The 16,923-nt window shown below is 70.2% G+C and carries 15 protein-coding genes; 8 read left to right on the top strand and 7 right to left on the bottom strand.

Annotation, left to right across the window (positions count from 1 at the left end):
• Window positions 1-267 precede the first annotated feature (267 nt).
• On the bottom strand, window positions 268-1,479 hold the full coding sequence (gene tyrS / locus ABB34_RS01575) for a tyrosine--tRNA ligase (RefSeq protein ID WP_057639484.1): 1,212 nt from the start codon (window positions 1,477-1,479) through the stop codon (window positions 268-270).
• A 164-nt stretch (window positions 1,480-1,643) separates the two neighbouring features.
• Here tyrS and ABB34_RS01580 point away from each other — a divergent pair, with 164 nt between their 5' ends.
• Both ABB34_RS01580 and ABB34_RS01585 read left to right on the top strand, forming a co-directional pair.
• Window positions 1,644-3,074 (top strand): peptidoglycan DD-metalloendopeptidase family protein, encoded by a 1,431-nt coding sequence (locus ABB34_RS01580; RefSeq protein ID WP_057639485.1) that lies wholly within the window; start codon window positions 1,644-1,646, stop codon window positions 3,072-3,074.
• A 76-nt stretch (window positions 3,075-3,150) separates the two neighbouring features.
• Window positions 3,151-4,275: an anhydro-N-acetylmuramic acid kinase gene (locus tag ABB34_RS01585; protein WP_057639486.1), complete on the top strand. Its 1,125-nt coding sequence runs from the start codon at window positions 3,151-3,153 to the stop codon at window positions 4,273-4,275.
• Window positions 4,276-4,346: 71 nt separating this feature from the next.
• Here ABB34_RS01585 and ABB34_RS01590 read toward each other — a convergent pair whose 3' ends face one another.
• The 3 genes from ABB34_RS01590 to ABB34_RS01600 all read right to left on the bottom strand — a co-directional run bounded on the left by ABB34_RS01590 (window position 4,347) and on the right by ABB34_RS01600 (window position 6,849).
• Window positions 4,347-4,577: a hypothetical protein gene (locus ABB34_RS01590; RefSeq protein WP_057639487.1), complete on the bottom strand. Its 231-nt coding sequence runs from the start codon at window positions 4,575-4,577 to the stop codon at window positions 4,347-4,349.
• Between the two features lie 98 nt (window positions 4,578-4,675).
• Window positions 4,676-6,052: an AmpG family muropeptide MFS transporter gene (locus ABB34_RS01595; protein WP_057639488.1), complete on the bottom strand. Its 1,377-nt coding sequence runs from the start codon at window positions 6,050-6,052 to the stop codon at window positions 4,676-4,678.
• The gene (locus ABB34_RS01600) at window positions 6,049-6,849 is read right to left on the bottom strand and encodes an exodeoxyribonuclease III (RefSeq protein WP_057639489.1); all 801 of its coding nucleotides are present in this window, start codon (window positions 6,847-6,849) and stop codon (window positions 6,049-6,051) included. The genes ABB34_RS01595 and ABB34_RS01600 overlap by 4 nt, the downstream gene beginning before the upstream one ends.
• A gap of 113 nt (window positions 6,850-6,962) precedes the next feature.
• On the opposite strand from ABB34_RS01600, the gene pyrE reads away from it, so the two are divergent.
• Together pyrE and ABB34_RS01610 are read left to right on the top strand one after the other, a co-directional pair.
• Complete coding sequence (pyrE, locus tag ABB34_RS01605; RefSeq protein WP_057639490.1) at window positions 6,963-7,622, top strand: orotate phosphoribosyltransferase; 660 nt, start codon at window positions 6,963-6,965, stop codon at window positions 7,620-7,622.
• Between the two features lie 15 nt (window positions 7,623-7,637).
• Entirely contained in the window at window positions 7,638-8,312 is a 675-nt protein-coding gene (locus ABB34_RS01610) for a hypothetical protein (RefSeq protein WP_057639491.1), read from the top strand.
• 124 nt (window positions 8,313-8,436) lie between these two features.
• Here the strand turns inward: ABB34_RS01610 and ABB34_RS01615 are convergent, their stop codons facing one another.
• From ABB34_RS01615 to coaBC, 3 genes are read right to left on the bottom strand one after another with little or no spacing between them, the layout of a single operon-like run.
• A complete protein-coding gene (locus tag ABB34_RS01615) occupies window positions 8,437-10,782 on the bottom strand; it encodes a phosphomannomutase/phosphoglucomutase (protein WP_057639492.1) in 2,346 nt (781 codons plus the stop codon).
• A 15-nt stretch (window positions 10,783-10,797) separates the two neighbouring features.
• A complete protein-coding gene (gene dut, locus ABB34_RS01620) occupies window positions 10,798-11,271 on the bottom strand; it encodes a dUTP diphosphatase (RefSeq protein WP_057639493.1) in 474 nt (157 codons plus the stop codon).
• On the bottom strand, window positions 11,268-12,515 hold the full coding sequence (gene coaBC / locus ABB34_RS01625; RefSeq protein ID WP_057639494.1) for a bifunctional phosphopantothenoylcysteine decarboxylase/phosphopantothenate--cysteine ligase CoaBC: 1,248 nt from the start codon (window positions 12,513-12,515) through the stop codon (window positions 11,268-11,270). Before coaBC ends, dut begins: the two co-directional genes overlap by 4 nt.
• Window positions 12,516-12,612: 97 nt before the next feature.
• On the opposite strand from coaBC, the gene radC reads away from it, so the two are divergent.
• The 4 genes from radC (at window position 12,613) to ABB34_RS01645 (ending at window position 16,913) form a co-directional block, all read left to right on the top strand.
• Window positions 12,613-13,287 (top strand): RadC family protein, encoded by a 675-nt coding sequence (gene radC / locus ABB34_RS01630; RefSeq protein ID WP_057639495.1) that lies wholly within the window; start codon window positions 12,613-12,615, stop codon window positions 13,285-13,287.
• Window positions 13,288-13,414: 127 nt separating this feature from the next.
• A complete protein-coding gene (argS, locus tag ABB34_RS01635; protein ID WP_057639496.1) occupies window positions 13,415-15,103 on the top strand; it encodes an arginine--tRNA ligase in 1,689 nt (562 codons plus the stop codon).
• 19 nt (window positions 15,104-15,122) lie between these two features.
• Window positions 15,123-15,938 carry an SPOR domain-containing protein gene (locus ABB34_RS01640; protein ID WP_057639497.1) on the top strand — a complete coding sequence of 272 codons (816 nt, stop codon included), beginning with the start codon at window positions 15,123-15,125 and terminating at the stop codon, window positions 15,936-15,938.
• Window positions 15,939-16,160: 222 nt separating this feature from the next.
• On the top strand, window positions 16,161-16,913 hold the full coding sequence (locus ABB34_RS01645; RefSeq protein ID WP_057639585.1) for an SDR family NAD(P)-dependent oxidoreductase: 753 nt from the start codon (window positions 16,161-16,163) through the stop codon (window positions 16,911-16,913).
• Window positions 16,914-16,923: the final 10 nt, after the last annotated feature.

Consider the following 16,923-nt stretch of genomic DNA (forward strand, 5'->3'; position numbering starts at 1 on the left):
TTCGTTGCCGTCAACACCTCGTTGGAGAGTGTTGACCCTTCAACCCAACCCCAAAGGGCCAGCGCCGAAGCGAGCCGCCTATTATGACCGGCTTTTTGTTTCCGTCAACACCTAAAAAGTGGTGAATTCGACTTCCTTCGCCGTTGACCGCGTGGGCCGGCGGCGAGGGAGCGGAAGTATGTGCCTGTGTTGCAGCTTTGTGAAGGGGGCACGGGAAATTTCCCGCATATCGCCCCATCGCGGTTCAGCTTGCGTGGCGCGGTTGCCTCAACCCGCGACCAGCAGGACCCGCGCGAAGTTGCGCTTGCCCACCTGCAACAGGCCCTCGAAACCGGGCTGCAGCACGGTCTGCGGGTCTTCGACGACGTTGCCGTCGACCTTGACCGCGCGCTCCTTGAGCTTGCGCGAGGCTTCCGAGTTGCTCGGCGTCAGGCCGGCGGCGGTGAGCAACGCGCCAATGCGCAGGCCTTCGGCCGGGATGGCCACTTCCTGTAGGGGCAACTGGGTGATGTCGCCCTGCCCGGTCACCGCGGCGTTCCAGCCGGCGATGGCCTGTTCGGCGGCAGCGGCATCGTGGAAGCGGGTGGCCAGCTCACGCGCCAGCCGCAGCTTGATCTCGCGCGGGTTGATGCTTCCGGCCTCGACGTCGGCGCGCAGTTGCGCGGCCTCGGCGATGGAGATGTCGAAGCTGAGCAGGTCGATCCAGCGCCACATCAGCGTGTCGTCGATCTTCATGGTCTTGGTGACGATGTCGATGGCCGGCTCGCTGATGCCGATGTAGTTGCCCAGCGACTTGGACATCTTGTTGACGCCGTCCAACCCTTCCAGCAGCGGCATGGTCAGCACGATCTGCGGCTTCTGCCCGTAGTGCTCCTGCAGGCCGCGGCCCATCAGCAGGTTGAACTTCTGGTCGGTGCCGCCGAGTTCGACGTCGGCCTCCAGCGCCACCGAGTCGTAGCCCTGCACCAGCGGGTAGAGGAACTCGTGGATGGCGATGGACTGCTGGGCGGCGTAGCGCTTGGCGAAGTCGTCGCGCTCGAGCATGCGCGCCACGGTGTACTGGCCGGCGAGCTTGATCATGTCGGCCGCGCCCATCTTGCCGAACCATTCGGAATTGAAGCGGACCTCGGTGCGCTCGCGGTCGAGCACCTTGAACACCTGCTCTTCGTAGGTGCGGGCGTTGGCCAGCACGTCCTCGCGGGTAAGCGGCTTGCGGGTGACGTTCTTGCCGGTGGGGTCGCCGATCATGCCGGTGAAGTCGCCGATCAGGAAGATGACCTGGTGGCCGAGGTCCTGGAACTGGCGCAGCTTGTTCAGCAGCACCGTGTGGCCCAGGTGCAGGTCGGGAGCGGTGGGGTCGAAGCCGGCCTTTACCCGCAGCGGGCGACCGCTTTCCAGACGCTGGCGCAGTTCGTCCAGCTTGAGGACTTCGTCGGCTCCGCGGCCGATCTGGGCAAGGGCTTCATCAATCGAGGACACGCGTGGAACTCCGGCTTCGCCGCAAGGCATGAATGGTGTTAAGTGGAGGTTAACCGCCCAATTCATCAAAAAGCCATGCGGCTCAATGGTTTGACGCGGTATTTTCAGGTGTCTATGTTACCCGCGTTTGGGCCCACGATCCGGGCCGGCCAGAGAAACGCGAGATGTCCCAACCCGATCACGGCCATGCGCGCAAACAGCGCTTCCAGGAACGACTCCATGTCCTGCACGACACCGCCCTGCATCGGAAGCTGAAGCAGCACTTCCCGGCCGCGTTCAACGAGCGCTGGACGCGCCGGCACTGGATCCACGCCAGCCTGTTCGCGACCATCGGCGCGCTGGCGGCGACCATCGTCCCGGGCTTCTCCAATTCCATCGAGCAGGTGCTGCCGGTTTCGCAGGCAACGCTGGCGCTGCCGCTGCCGCCGCTTCCCCCCACCCACCGCAGCGAGGTGCCCGGCGACAGCTGGCAGGTGCTGCGGGTGGAGCCGGGGCAGACGCTGAGCGGCCTGTTCGCCTCGGTGGGCGTGCCGGCCACGGTGATGCACCAGGTGCTGGAGCACCCCGGCACCCGCGAGGTGCTGACCCGGCTGCGCCCCGGCGCCGAGATCGCCTTCGACCTGCCGGTGGACGGCGAGCTGCGTGCATTGCGCTTCGACCGCGACGCCAACCACCGCGTGCAGCTGTCGCTACAGGGCGGGAAGATCCAGGAGCAGGTGCTGGAACGCGTCACCAGCACCCGTACCGTGGTGACCAGCGGCGAGATCACCAGCTCGCTGTACGCGGCCGCGCGCAAGGCCGGGCTGAGCCCCTCGGCCATCGCCACGATGACCGAGGAGATATTCAACTACGACATCGATTTCTCCCGCGAAGTGCAGCGCGGCGACCGCTTCAGCGTGGTGCTGGACGAAACCTGGCGCGAAGGCGAGCGCATCGACACCAGCAAGATCCTCGCGGCCACGTTCACCACCGGCGGCAAGACCTACACCGGCTTCCGCTACGAGCATGGCGGCAAGACCGAATACTTCGACATCGACGGCCGGCCGCTGAAGAAGAGCTTCATGCGCATGCCGGTGAGCTATACCCGCATCAGCTCCACCTTCGGCATGCGCAAGCATCCGGTGCTGGGCACGATCCGCGGCCACAAGGGCATCGACTACGCCGCGCGCACCGGCACCCCGATCATGGCCGCCGGCGATGCCCGCGTGCAGTTCGCAGGCACCCAGCGCGGCTACGGCAACGTGGTGATCCTCGACCACGGCCGTGGCTACAGCACGCTGTACGGCCACATGTCGCGCTTCGGCAAGATCAAGGCCGGGCAGCGCGTGAGCCAGGGCACGGTGATCGGCTACGTGGGCATGACCGGCCTGGCCACCGGCCCGCACCTGCACTACGAATTCCGCGTCAATGGCCAGCAGCGCAACCCGGCCTCGGTGACGATGCCGCCGCCGGAACCGCTCAAGGGCGCCGCCCTGGTCGCGTTCCGTGCGCAGACCGCGCCGGCAATGGCTCGCATCCGCGGCATGGAGGAGATGCTCTATGCCCGGGCCGGCGGCGACAAGCCCGCCACCGCCGCGGCCGACAAGCGCGGCTGATCCAGAGCAGACATGCATTGACGATGCGGGCAGGGAGCCTCGAAGCTTCCCTGCCCGCTTTCTTTCCGGACGTCCCATGCCCGCCGCCGATCCACGATTGCCGCTGTTCCTCGGCCTGATGTCCGGCACCAGTGCCGACGGCATCGATGCGGCGCTGGTGCAGTTCCCCACCAAAGGCGGCTGCCGCTTCGTGCACGGGCACACGTTCGGCTGGCAGCCGGCGCTGCGCGCCGAACTGGTCGCGCTCGGCCAGGGCCGCGAGCCGACGTCGCTGGACGCGCTGGGGCAACTGGATGCGCGGGTCGGCATCGCCTTCGCCGAGGCCGCCAACGGGTTGCTGGCGCAGGCAGGCGTGGACCGCGCGCAGGTGCGTGCCATCGGCTCGCACGGGCAGACCATCCGCCACCGCCCCGCCGCCGAACCGGCCTTCACCTGGCAGCTCGGCGACGCCAGCCGCATCGCCGAGCTGACCGGCATCGCCACCGTGGCCGACTTCCGCCGCCGCGACGTCGCCGCCGGCGGGCAGGGCGCGCCGCTGATGCCGGCCTTCCACCTGGCGATGCTGGGCAGCGGCGACGAGGACCGTGCGGTGCTGAACCTGGGCGGCATCGCCAACCTGAGCCTGATCGCGCGCGACGGCGGCCTGCGCGGGTTCGACACCGGCCCGGCCAACGCGCTGCTGGACGGCTGGTGCCAGCGCCACCTCGGTACTCCTTTCGACGCCGATGGCGCGTTTGCCGCTGGCGGGCGGGTCGATGCGGCATTGCTGGCGCGGCTGCTGGCCGAGCCGTGGTTCGCGCTGTCACCGCCCAAGAGCACCGGGCGCGAGCAGTTCCACCTCGACTGGGTGCAGGCGCGACTGGGCGAGCCGGCGCTGGCGCCGGCCGACGTGCAGGCCACGCTGCTGGAACTCACCGCCGCCACGGTCGCCGACGCGCTGCTGGCGCACCTGCCCGGGGTGCGGCGGCTGCTGGTCTGCGGCGGCGGCGTGCGCAATCCGCCGTTGCTGCGGCGGATCGGCGCGCGGCTGCCCGGCGTGGCGGTCGTGTCCAGCGCCGAACATGGGCTGGACCCGGATTTCATGGAAGCGATGGGGTTTGCGTGGCTGGCGCGCGAAACCCTGGCCGGGCGTCCCGGCAACCTGCCGGCGGTCACCGGCGCGCGCGGGCCGCGGATCCTCGGGGCGATTCATCCGGCGTGAGTGCCGGAAGCATCGGCGGCCAAGCCCCGTGCCGGGCAAGCCCGACACCTACGTCGATCCGCGAAGAGTGGTCAGCCGAACTCGGCGCCGGCCGGCAGCGCCTGCAGGGCGTGGATGGCCTCGGACAGCGCATCCACCTCGATATTCCCGAAGCCGTGGCTCATTTCGTGCTCGCCGGCGAACAGGCCCTGCTCGAGCAGCACCATGCAGGTGTATTCGCGGGTCCAGCCACGCGCCACCGCCAAACGGCGAATGCGCTCAAGCAGCAGCGGGTCGACATCCCGCAAGATCACGTCGGCCATTTCATCGCGCCCGCCATCCAGCCGGTCCCCCCGCCCCGGATCATCGGCGAGGCCGTGGCCGGTTTCAACGGGCGCGACGCCAAGCTGCGACGTCCCGCTCATACCGGTGCGGCCCGCCTGCGCGCCTGCATCGCCGCCAATGCCAGGCACAGCAACAGCACCGGGATGGCCAACAGCGCGGTACCGACGAAGAACAGCGCATAGCCCTCCAGCAGGGTACGGCCCTGCGCCAGGTGCTGCACCGTCATGCCGGAGAAGCCCTTCAGCGCCTTGCCCGGCATCGCGTAGAACGAGCTGAGCAGGGCGTACTGGGTGGCGGTGTAGCCGATGCTGGTCAGGCTGGACATGTAGGCGATCAGCGCAGTGCCGGCAAAGCCGCTGGACAGGTTGTCCACCGCCATCGCTATGGCGAACTCGAGCCTGCCGGGGCCGACGTGGGCCAGCCATGCGAAGGCCAGGTTCGAGCAGGGGCCGAGGATGGCGCCCACCAGCAGCGCCGCCATCACCCCCCAGCGCACCGACACCACCCCGGCCAGGGCGATGCCGACGAAGGTGGCGACCAGCCCGACCGAGCCGCGCACCGCGCCCACCGTGTCCTCGTCCATGCCCAGGTCGACATAGAATGGGTTGGCCATCGGCCCCATCACGAAGTCGGCCATGCGGTAGATGCTGATCGCCGCCAGGATCAGCAGCGCGCCGCTGCGGTGCTCGCGGAAGAACATCAGGAACGGGCCGACCAGCGCGTCGAACAGGCCGCGCGGGGTCCACAGGCGCGCGGCCTGTTCGTGCACGGCGACCACGGCCCGCACCGGCTCGCGCGCCAGCGCCACGGCGGCCACGCCCAGCCCCAGCAGCACCGCCATGATTTCGTAGGACAGCTGCCAACCCACGCGCGCGGCGATGATCAGGATCAGCGCGTCGGTGACCAGCAGCGCGGTGCGGTAGCCCAGCGCCGAGGAGGCGGTCAGCAGGCCCAGTTGCTCGCTGTTGTCGGCCACCTCGATGCGCCAGGCATCGATGACGATATCCTGCGTGGCCGAGGCGAAGGCGACCACCGTGGCCAGCACGCCGAATACCAGCAGATGTTCCAGCGACAGGCCCAGCACGAGCAGATTGCCGCCCTTGGGCTGGACCAGCGCCATGCCCACCAGCGCCAGCGCCGCGACCAGCTGCGACAACAGCATCCAGCCGCGCCGCCGCCCGAGCATCCGCCCCAGCACCGGCACGTCGGTCTTGTCGACGATCGGCGCCCACAGGAACTTCAGCGAATACGCCAGCCCCACCCACGACAGGAAGCCGATGGTGTCCAGCTCGATGCCTTCCTTGCGCATCCAGAAGCCGAGCGTGTTGCCGACCAGGTAGATCGGCAGCCCCGAACTGAAGCCCAGCAGCAGCATCGCCAGCACCTTGCGCTGGCGCAGGTTGCCCAGCACCTCGCGCCAGCCCTGGCGGCGCTTCACCGCCGCTTCGCTCACAGGTCGTAGTCCACGATGAACGGGGCGTGGTCGGAGAAGCGCTCGTCGCGGTAGATCGAGCAGCCGCGCAGGCGCTCGCGCAGGCCGGGGGTGGCGAACTGGTAGTCGATGCGCCAGCCGACGTTGTTGGCACGCGCCGCGCCGCGGTTGCTCCACCACGTGTAGTCCTGCCCCTGCGGGTGCAGCGCGCGGTAGGCGTCCACCCAGCCGCGGCCGCTGGCCGGTTCGGCGTCGCCGGGCAGGTCGGCGCACAGGCCATTGAGCCAGTCGCGCTCTGCGGGCAGGCAGCCGGAGTTCTTCTGGTTGGATTTCCAGTTCTTGATGTCCAGCGCGGTACGGACGATGTTCCAGTCCCCGCACAGCACGTAGTCGCGGCCGCTGGCCAGCCATCCGGCGAGAATCGGCCGCAGCCATTCCATCACCTCGAACTTGAAGCCCTGGCGCAGTTCGCCCGAGGAACCGGACGGGATGTAGAACGACACCACGCTCAGGTTGCCGAAGCGCGCCTCGATATAGCGGCCTTCGTCGTCGAACGGCGCCCAGCCCAGCGCGGTGCGCACCTCGTCCGGCGCGCGCCGGCTCCAGATCGCCACCCCGCTGTAGCCCTTCTTGGTGATGGCGTCGCGGTAGAAGCAGTGGTGGCCATCGGGGCGGAACAGCGGGTCGGCCAGCTGCGCCTCCTGCGCCTTGGTTTCCTGGATGCACAGCACGTCGGCCTGCTGGCGGGCGAACCAGTCGCCGAAACCCTTGCTGGTGGCCGAACGGATGCCGTTGGCGTTGAAGCTGATGATGCGCATGGAAACCCGCTGGCGGCCTGGGGGAGCGGCACAGCATACCGCCGGCGCCAGCATTCGCCGAAGCCATGCTTTACCCTAGCCACCTTTACCAGACGACAAGAAACCGCAGCACCATGAGTGACCATCGTTCCCGTTTCCTGCAGCTGGCGCTGAATGCGGACGCCCTGCGCTTTGGCCAGTTCACCCTCAAGTCCGGCCGCGTCAGCCCGTACTTCTTCAATGCCGGCCGTTTCGACACCGGCCTGGCGCTGGCCCAGCTGGGCAACTGCTACGCCGACGCCATCGACGGCGCCGAGATCGCCTTCGACCAGCTGTTCGGCCCGGCCTACAAGGGCATCCCGCTGGCCACCGCGATCGCCTGCGAGTTCTCGCACCGCGGCCGCAACCTGCCGCTTACCTTCAACCGCAAGGAGGCCAAGGACCACGGCGAGGGCGGCAGCCTGATCGGCGCGGACATGGCCGGCAAGCGCATCCTGATCATCGACGACGTGATCACCGCCGGCACCGCCATCCGCGAGGCGCTGGCCACCATCCGCGCCGCGGGCGGCATCCCGGCCGGTATTGTCGTTGCGCTGGACCGCCAGGAGATCGCCTCCGAGGACGACCGCCGCTCCGCCGCGCAGGCCGTGGCCGCCGAGACCGGCATCCCGGTGATCGCCGTGGCCAACCTGGCCGACCTGCTTGCATTCGCCTCCGGGAACCCGGAACTTGTCGGCTACCGGGAACCGCTGCTGGCCTACCGCGGCCAGTACGGAAGCAATCCAACGAGCTGACCGCAGGGGGCTGCGATGATGCGAAATCCGTCCAAGACCGGCGCCACGGCGCTGCTGGCGCTGGCCGCGCTGGCCCTGCCGGCGCTGGCGCAGAACAAGCCGGAAGCCGGCAAGAAGCTGTATTGCTGGGACGAGGGCGGGCGCCGCATCTGCTCGGACACGCTGCCGGCCGAGGCGGTGAACAACGCGCGCGAGGAGTTCAACGCGCGCAGCGGCCTGCGCAGCGCCGAGGTGCAGCGCGCGCTCACCGCCGAGGAACAGGCCGACGCCGCGCTGGCCGCGGCGCAGGCGCAGGTGGATGCGGCCGCGGTGGAAACCCGCAAGCGCACCGAGCAGGCGATGCTGTCCACCTACGGCAGCGAGGACGCATTGCGCCGCGTGTTCAACGAACGCGCGGCGATCGTCGACAACAACATCCAGACCGCCGCCTACAACGTGGCCAGCCTGCGCGACGCGCTGGCCACGCAGCTGCAGGCGGCCGGCAACAAGGAGCTGTCCGGGCAGAAGGTCGCCGACAAGCAGGCCGACGACATCCGCCAGCGCCACCGCGAGCTGCAGGCGCAACTGCGGTTGCAGGCCGCGTTCGAGCGCCAGCGCAAGGCGCTGGACGTGGAGATCGACGAAACCCTGGCCCGCTACCGGGTGCTCAAGGGCATCGCCCCGGCCGGCGAGGTCGCGCCGCACGGCTGAGCGGCGGCGTGCAGGGGACGGGCGATCCAGGCCATCGGCAATACCCGTAGGAGCGCACCTTGGTGCGCGATGAAGCTTTCCCGGTGAGGCCCCATCGCGCACCAAGGTGCGCTCCTACAGTCAGTCAGAAGGACAGCTCGACGTCGGGCAGCACCTTTTGCAGCTGTTCGCGGAACAGCGCCTTGATCCGCTCCAGCGCGGCCTCGTCGTCGCCCTCGAAACGCAGCACCAGCACCGGCGTGGTGTTGGAGGCGCGCACCAGGCCCCAGCCGTCGGGGAAATCGACGCGCAGGCCGTCGATGGTGGAGATGCGCGCGGCGGCGAACGGCGAATCCTCGGCCTGCGCGGCGGCCACCACCAGCGCCACCTGTGCATGCTGGGTGCCCTCGGCCACCGGCACCTTCAGTTCCGGGGTGGCGACCGCGTCGGGCAGCTCGGCCAGCACCTCGTCCGGGGCCTCCTCGCGCTGGGCGAGGATTTCCAGTAGCCGCGCGGCGGCGTACAGGCCGTCGTCGAAGCCGTACCAGCGCTCCTTGAAGAAGAAATGGCCGCTCATCTCGCCGGCCAGCTCGGCGTCGGTCTCGCGCATCTTCGCCTTGACCAGCGAATGCCCGGTCTTCCACATCATCGGGCTGCCGCCGTTGCGCAGGATGTAGTCGGGCAGCTTGCCGGTGCACTTGACGTCGTAAATGACCAGTGCGCCGGGGTTGCGCACCAGCACGTCGGCGGCGAACAGCATCAGCAGGCGGTCGGCGAACACGATCCGGCCGTCCTTCGTCACCACGCCGAGGCGGTCGCCGTCGCCGTCGAAGGCCACGCCGAGGTCGGCGTCGAAGCGCTGGACCATCTGCACCAGGTCCTCGAGGTTGCGCGGCTCGCTCGGGTCCGGGTGGTGGTTCGGGAACTCGCCGTCGACCTCGCAGTACAGCGGGATGACCTCCGCGCCGATGGCTTCCAGCAGCTGCGGCGCCACCGCGCCGGCCACGCCGTTGCCGGCGTCGGCCACCACCTTGAGCGGGCGGTCCAGCTGCACGTCGTCGCCGATGCGCTGCACGTAGTCGTCGATGACCTCGCGCTGCTGCAGGCTGCCCGGTGCGTCGGCAAGGTGCAGGCGGCCGTCGCGGATGCGCTCGTACAGTGCGGTGATCGCCTCGCCGGCCAGGGTTTCGCCGCCGATGACGATCTTGAAGCCGTTGTAGTCCGGTGGGTTGTGGCTGCCGGTGACCGCCACGCAGCTGCCGGCGCGCAGGTGGTAGGCGGCGAAATACACCACCGGCGTCGGCGCCATGCCGATGTCGATGACCTCGCAGCCGGCGCGGCGCAGGCCGTCGATCAGCGCGTTGGCCAGCTCCGGGCCGGACAGGCGGCCGTCGCGGCCGACCACCACGTCGCGCAGCCCCTGCGCCTGCATCTGGCTGCCGATGGCCTGGCCGACCAGCCGGGCCACGGTGGCGTTCAGCTCGCTGCCGACCACGCCGCGGATGTCGTAGGCGCGGAAGATCCCCGGGACCACCGCGTCGGCTTCCGGCACGGCGGGGGCGGCCTCACCGGCGTCGTCGCCCGTGCCTTCCGCTGCCGGCGCCACCGGCAGCGGTTCCTGTTCCAGCGCCTGCTGCAGAGTGACACCGCCGTCGGCCGGCTCCGCGGCGGCCTTGCGGCGCAGCGGCGGCAGGCGCTTGCGGCCAACCAGCAGCAGCAACGCCACCAGCGCCAGCAATGCAGCCACCACCGCGCAGGCGACCGTACCCAGCCCCATCGGGCCTTCGGCGGCGTCGGGCAGTTCGGCGACCACGCGCAGGCCGGTATCGGGCACCGGCCGGGCCAGTGCGTCGGCACCGCCGCCGAGGCCGCTGTTGCCCTTCCGCACGACGGTGAAGGCCCCCTGGCGCAGGCCGAGAAAGGCGCTTTCCGGCGATTGCAGCATGTCGAACACCGCGGTCAGGCGGGCCAGCGGCTGGCGCACGTAGGCCACCGCCGCGCGGTCCTGCAACTGCACCGGCGCGGCCAGCCCCAGCCGCGGGCCATTGCCGTCGCGCACCACGCGCGCCACCGGCTTGCCTTCGCTCATCGCCAGCTCCAGCAGCGCCAGCCGCGAATAGCCGAAGGCCGCCGGGTCGGCGTAGGCGGCGGCCAAGGTGGCGTCGAACACCTGCACTTCGTCCACGCCGGTCCAGGTTTCCCGCAGCGCGTTGGCGGCGGCCTCGGCGTCGCCGGCCGCCAGCGCGGCCTTCACCGGTTCGCGTTCGAGCTGGCGGGCGAACTGCGCGTTCTGCTCGGCCACGGCCTTGCCGACGGCGGTCACGGCCTGGTCGCGGGCCTGCTCCAGCGCGGTGCCGGTATCGGCTTGTTGCCACTGGTCGAAGGCACTCCAGCCGAACCAGCCGGCCAGCAACAGCAGCAACACCGCCAGCAGCGGCGCCGAGCGCCCCAACCCGGCAGCCTTGCGCCGGCCTTCATTCCCCTCGCTCATCGCGCATCTCCCCCGTCAGCGCACGCCGGTATGGCCGAATCCACCCGTTCCCCGCGCACTGTCAGTGAAAGTATCCACCACCTGCAAGGCCACGCGGGCGATGGGCATCACCACCAGCTGCGCGATGCGGTCGCCCGGCTCGATGGTGAACGGCTCGCGGCCGCGGTTCCACACGCTTATCAGCAGCGGCCCCTGGTAGTCGGCGTCGATCAGGCCGGTGCCGTTGCCGAGCACGATGCCGTGGCGGTGACCCAGCCCCGAGCGCGGCAGCACCACCGCGCACAAGCCGGGGTCGGCAATGTGGATGGCGATGCCGCTGGGCAGCAGCGCGGTGTCGCCCGGCTGCAGCGTCATCGGCGCCTCGGTGGCCGCGCGCAGGTCGAGCCCGGCGCTGGCCTCGGTGGCGTAGGCCGGCAGCGGCCAGGCGTCGCCGAAGCGCGGGTCGAGCAGTTGTACCTGCAATGGCTGCAATGCGTTGTCGGTACTCATGCGTCCAGCCTCTCGGTGATCAGGTCCAGCAGCTGTTCGGCCAGCTGGGTCTTGGCGGTGCCCGGGAAGTCCCGCTGGCCGTCGGCCCAGTAGGCGGTGGCGGCGTTCTGGTCGCTCTCGAAGCCGCCGCCGGCGATGCCGACCTGGTTGGCGATGATCAGGTCCAGGTGCTTGTCGACCAGCTTGCCGCGCGCGTATTTCTCCACGTCGTGGGTTTCGGCGGCGAAGCCGACCACCAGCTTGAGCGCGTCCTCCTGCGCCGCCACCTCGGCCAGGATGTCGGCGGTGCGCACCAGTTCCAGCACCAGCGTGTGGCTGCCGGGCGTCTTCTTCAGCTTCTGCGGCGATACCTGCTGCGGCGTGTAGTCGGCCACCGCGGCGGCGCCGATGTAGATGTCGGCCGGCAGCTCGGCCAGCACCGCCTCGCGCATCTGCGCGGCCGAGCGCACGTCGATGCGGCGCACGCCGGGCGGCGTGGCGATCTGCACCGGACCACTGACCAGTACCACCTGCGCGCCGCGGCGCGCGGCGGCGGCGGCCAGTGCGTAGCCCATCTTGCCGCTGGAGCGGTTGCCGACGTAGCGCACCGGGTCGAGGTCCTCGTAGGTCGGCCCGGCGCTGATCAGCACGCGCACGCCGTTCAGGCGGTCGGGCGCGGCCGCGGGTACGGGGTCGGCGGCCAGCGCGGCGACGATCGCGTCCGGCTCGCTGAGCCGGCCGGGGCCGGATTCGCCTTCGGCCAGCGGGCCATCCTCCGGCCCGATCACCTGCACGCCGCGCCCGCGCAGCAGCGCGAGGTTGGCCTGGGTGGCCGGGTGCAGCCACATGCGGTGGTTCATCGCCGGGCATACCGTCACCGGCGCGGTGGTGGCCAGGCACAGCGTGGTCACCAGGTCGTCGGCATGGCCATTGGCCAGCCGCGCCAGCAGGTCGGCGGTGGCCGGGGCGATGACCACGCGGTCGGCCCAGCGCGCCAGCTCGATGTGGCCCATCGCCTGCTCGGCGGCGCCGTCCCACAGCGTGGTGCGCACCGGCTGGCCGGACAGCGCCTGGAAACTGAGCGGGGTGACGAATTGCTGCGCGCCCTCGGTCATCGCCACCTGCACGCGGGCGCCGGCATCGCGCAGCCGGCGCACCAGCTCCAGCGATTTGTAGGCGGCGATGCCGCCACCGACGCACAGCAGCAGCTTGCGTCCTTCCAGCGGCCGCGCAGGCGCCTGGGCATGGGAATGTGGGCCAGTCACGGGGGGAAAGTTCCTACCTGCACAAGAATCTTTAGCTTACCCGAAGGGTCTGCCGCCGCTTATTACTCCGGGTGCACGCCGCACCCATGCTTTGGGCATGCACATCCGCGACTGGCCCAGCACCGAACGCCCCCGCGAGAAGCTGCTGGCGCATGGCGCCGGCAGCCTGTCCGACGCCGAGCTGCTGGCGATCTTCCTCGGTTCCGGCCTGCGTGGCCGCGACGCGGTGCAGACCGCGCGCCACCTGCTGCAGCACCACGGCCCGCTGCGCCGGCTGCTGGACCGCAGCGCGCGCGAACTGGCGCAGCTGCCGGGGCTGGGGCCGGCCCGCGCCTGCGGCATCGCCGCCGCGCTGGAGCTGGGCCAGCGCCACCTCGCCGCCGACCTGGAGCGCGGCACCGCGCTGACCGACCCGACCGCGGCCGGGCGCTACTTCGCCCAGCGCCTGCGGCCGCGCCCGCACGAGGTGTTCGCCGTGCTGTTCCTCGATACCCGGCACCGCGCACTGGCCTTCGAGGAATTGTTCACCGGCACCATCGACAGCGCCGAGATCCACCCGCGCGAGGTGGTGCGGCGGGCGCTGGCGCACAATGCCGCGGCGGTGATCGTCGGCCACAACCACCCCAGCGGGAACCCCGAGCCCTCCGCCGCCGACCGCACCATCACCGCCCGCCTGCGCGAGGCGCTGGGGCTGGTGCAGGTACGCCTGCTGGATCATTTCGTCGTCGGCGACGGCCTGCCGGTGTCGCTGGCCGCGCGTGGCTGGCTGTAGGGGCCTATCAGGACGGGCCCGGCGCACCCTCCGTTGACCTTGCTGACCGCCGCATCCGCAAGGCCGGAGCGGCCGTCACGCCGGTCAGGTAAAATACGCAGTTCCGCGCTTCAAGCAGACCGTCAACGTGAAAGCCCTCCTCCGCGCCCTGATCGGCCAAGGCATCGAAGCCTTGCGCGCCAACGGCACACTGCCCGCCGACACCCTGCCGCCGGATTTCGTGGTCGAACGGCCCAAGACCCGCGAGCACGGCGATTTCGCCACCAATGCCGCGATGCTGCTGGCCAAGGCCGCGCGCAGCAACCCGCGCGCGCTGGCGCAGGCGCTGGTGGCGGCATTGCCGGCCAGCGACGACGTCGCCAGCGTCGAGATCGCCGGGCCGGGCTTCATCAACTTCAAGCTGGCGCCGGTGGCCTACCAGCGCGAGGTGGTCAACGTGCTGCGCCAGGGCGAGGACTATGGCCGCAACCTGGGCGGCAACGGCCGCAGCGTCGGCGTCGAATACGTCTCGGCCAACCCGACCGGCCCGCTGCACGTCGGCCACGGCCGCGCCGGCGCGATCGGCGACTGCATCGCCCGCGTGCTGGAAGCCAACGGCTGGAACGCCAAGCGCGAGTTCTACTACAACGACGCCGGCGTGCAGATCGAGAACCTCGCCCGCTCGGTGCAGGCGCGTGCGCGCGGCTTCAAGCCCGGCGACACACAGTGGCCGGCCGACGCCTACAACGGCGAATACATCGACGACGTGGCCAAGGCCTACCTGCTCGGCCAGAGCGTGGAGCTGGAAGGCAGCACCGTCACCGGCAGCGGCAACGCCGAGGACATCGACTCCATCCGTCGCTTCGCCGTAGCCTGGCTGCGCAACGAGCAGAACCTGGACCTGGCGGCGTTCGGCGTGGATTTCGACATCTACTTCCTCGAAAGCTCGCTGTACAAGGACGGCAAGGTCGCCGAAACCGTGCAGCAGCTCATCGCCTCCGGCCATACCTACGAGGAAGGCGGCGCGCTGTGGCTGCGCAGCACCGACTTCGGTGACGACAAGGACCGCGTGATGCGCAAGTCCGACGGCACCTACACCTACTTCCTGCCGGACGTGGCCTACCACCTCTCCAAGTGGCAGCGCGGCTACGAGCGCGCCATCACCGAGCTGGGCGCCGACCACCACGGCTCGCTGGCGCGGGTGCGCGCCGGTTTGCAGGCGCTGGGCGTGGGCATCCCGCAGGGCTGGCCGGAATACGTGCTGCACCAGATGGTCACGGTGATGCGCGGCGGCGAGGAAGTGAAGCTGTCCAAGCGCGCCGGCAGCTACCTGACCCTGCGCGACCTGATCGACGAAGTGGGCGCCGACGCGGTGCGCTGGTTCCTGATCGCGCGCAAGCCAGACTCGCAGCTGACCTTCGACATCGACCTGGCCCGCCAGCAGAGCAACGACAACCCGGTGTTCTACGTGCAGTACGCGCATGCCCGGGTCTGCTCGCTGCTGCGCCAGGCGCAGGAGAAGGGGCTGGACCACGACCAGGCACAGGGCCTGGCTGCGCTGGCGCAGCTGGACGACGCCCTCTCGCTGGAGTTGATGAACGAAATCTCGCGCTACCCGGAAGTGGTGGAAGCGGCCGGCGTCGCGCTGGAACCGCACCTGGTCGCGCAGTACCTGCGTGAATTGGCGCACGCCTTCCACACGTGGTATCACGGCACGCCGGTGCTGGTGGACGATGCCGCCACGCGCAACGCCCGGCTCGCCCTGGCCTGCGCGGCACGGCAGACCCTCGCCAACGGCCTGAGCCTGCTGGGCGTGAGCGCACCGGAAAAAATGTAAGCAAGGAGACGTGGCGGAAATGGCAGCACGACGCGGCAAGAGCCAGGCGCGGCGCAACAGCAGCAACGGTACCCCCGGCTGGGTATGGCTGGTCGCCGGCGCGGCGATCGCGGCCGTGGTGTTCCTGGCCGCGCCCGGCCTGTTCAAGAAGGACGGCGACGGCTTCCTGCGCGTGGGCCCGCAACCCAACCCCGATGCCCGGCCGGTACCGGTGGCCGACGCCGACCTCGATGCCGGCGTGGACCTGCCGCGCCCGGCCACTGGCGACGGCAAGCCGGCGACCCAGTACGACTTCTACACCCTGCTGCCCGGCAAGGAAGTGCAGATGTCCGACGCCGAACTGGCCGCCAGCGCCAAGGCCGAGGCGCAACGCCGCGCCGCCGCCGAACGCGCCGGGCAGGACAGCGAGGCCCAGCGTGCACAGGCCGCACTGGAAGGCCGCCCGGTGCCGCCGGCCGCCACGCCGCTGCCGACGCCGGTAAGCGAGGCACCGCGCCCGGTGGCGGCAGCAGGCACCGCGCCACAGGCGACCACCACCGCGGCCATCGACCGCAAGCCGGCCGAACCCACCCCAGCCACGGCTGCCGCCCCGGCGGCGGACAACGTGCGCTACATCCTGCAGGCCGGCGCCTTCGGTGCTTCCGGCGACGCCGAGGCGACCAAGGCCAAGCTGGCGATGATGGGCCTGAGCGCGCGCGTGGAATCGGCGCAGATCAACGGCAACACCGTCTACCGCGTGCGCATGGGGCCATACGGCAGCGCCAGCGAGCTGGCCGAGGCCAAGGCCAAGCTCGACGGCAGCGGCTTGCAGGCGATGGCCATAAAAGCCCAGTAACACCGCTTTGGAAGCCCCTCTCCCATCAGGAGAGGGGTTGGGGTGAGGGGCGAACGGAGTCCATGATGCATGGTCGGGATTGCATCCCCGACACGGGCATTCCCCCATCCCGCGCGTCGGGGGCGTAACCCCGGCCTACCTGCTTCGTACGCACCCTCATCCGGCGCTTCGCGCCACCTTCTCCCGGCGGGAGAAGGAACCTCAATGTCCAAGGAACCCGTCATGTCCAAGACCGCCCTGATCACCGGTGCCACCTCCGGTTTCGGCGCCGCCGCCGCCCGCCGCTTCGCCGCCGCCGGCTGGAAGGTGGTCGCCACCGGCCGCCGCGCCGCGCGCCTGCAGCCGCTGGTGGACGAATTCGGCGCGGACACGGTGCACGCCGCCGCCTTCGACATCCGCGACGGCGCGGCGATGGAGGCGGCACTGGCCGCGCTGCCGCCGGCCTTCGCCGGCATCGACCTGCTGGTCAACAACGCCGGCCTCGCCCAGGGCACCGCGCCGGCGCAGCACGCCAGCCTTGAGGACTGGCGCACGATGATCGACACCAACGTCACCGCGCTGGTCACCCTCACCCACCACCTGCTGCCGCGGCTGGTCGAGCGCCGCGGCGCGATCATCAACATCAGCTCCACCGCCGCCATCCACCCGTACCCCGGCGGCAACGCCTACGGCGGCACCAAGGCCTTCGTCAGCCAGTTCTCGCTGGGCCTGCGCGCGGACCTGCACGGCACCGGCGTACGCGTGACCACGATCGAGCCGGGCATGGCCGAAACCGAATTCACCGTGGTGCGCACCCACGGCAACCAGGCCGCCAGCGACCAGCTCTACAAGGGCGCCAACCCGATGACCGCGCAGGACATCGCCGAGCAGATCTTCTGGGTCGCCAACCTGCCGCCGCACTTGAACGTCAACCGCCTGGAGATCATGCCGACCAGCCAGTCCTTCGCCGGCTTCCAGGTCGCGCGCGAAGGCTGATTCCACCGTT

Origin of the sequence: Stenotrophomonas daejeonensis (assembly GCF_001431505.1) — a bacterium.
GTDB lineage: Bacteria > Pseudomonadota > Gammaproteobacteria > Xanthomonadales > Xanthomonadaceae > Stenotrophomonas > Stenotrophomonas daejeonensis.

What these genes read in the sequence shown, in the direction of transcription:
- dut (WP_057639493.1), bottom strand. Translation starts at nt 11,271, where the DNA reads ATGAGTACCGACAACGCATTGCAGCCATTGCAGGTACAACTGCTCGAC.
- ABB34_RS01585 (WP_057639486.1), top strand. Translation starts at nt 3,151, where the DNA reads ATGCCCGCCGCCGATCCACGATTGCCGCTGTTCCTCGGCCTGATGTCC.
- ABB34_RS01590 (WP_057639487.1), bottom strand. Translation starts at nt 4,577, where the DNA reads ATGGCCGACGTGATCTTGCGGGATGTCGACCCGCTGCTGCTTGAGCGC.
- ABB34_RS01580 (WP_057639485.1), top strand. Translation starts at nt 1,644, where the DNA reads ATGTCCCAACCCGATCACGGCCATGCGCGCAAACAGCGCTTCCAGGAA.
- ABB34_RS01640 (WP_057639497.1), top strand. Translation starts at nt 15,123, where the DNA reads ATGGCAGCACGACGCGGCAAGAGCCAGGCGCGGCGCAACAGCAGCAAC.
- ABB34_RS01610 (WP_057639491.1), top strand. Translation starts at nt 7,638, where the DNA reads ATGATGCGAAATCCGTCCAAGACCGGCGCCACGGCGCTGCTGGCGCTG.
- ABB34_RS01600 (WP_057639489.1), bottom strand. Translation starts at nt 6,849, where the DNA reads ATGCGCATCATCAGCTTCAACGCCAACGGCATCCGTTCGGCCACCAGC.
- radC (WP_057639495.1), top strand. Translation starts at nt 12,613, where the DNA reads ATGCACATCCGCGACTGGCCCAGCACCGAACGCCCCCGCGAGAAGCTG.
- ABB34_RS01615 (WP_057639492.1), bottom strand. Translation starts at nt 10,782, where the DNA reads ATGAGCGAGGGGAATGAAGGCCGGCGCAAGGCTGCCGGGTTGGGGCGC.
- ABB34_RS01645 (WP_057639585.1), top strand. Translation starts at nt 16,161, where the DNA reads ATGTCCAAGACCGCCCTGATCACCGGTGCCACCTCCGGTTTCGGCGCC.
- pyrE (WP_057639490.1), top strand. Translation starts at nt 6,963, where the DNA reads ATGAGTGACCATCGTTCCCGTTTCCTGCAGCTGGCGCTGAATGCGGAC.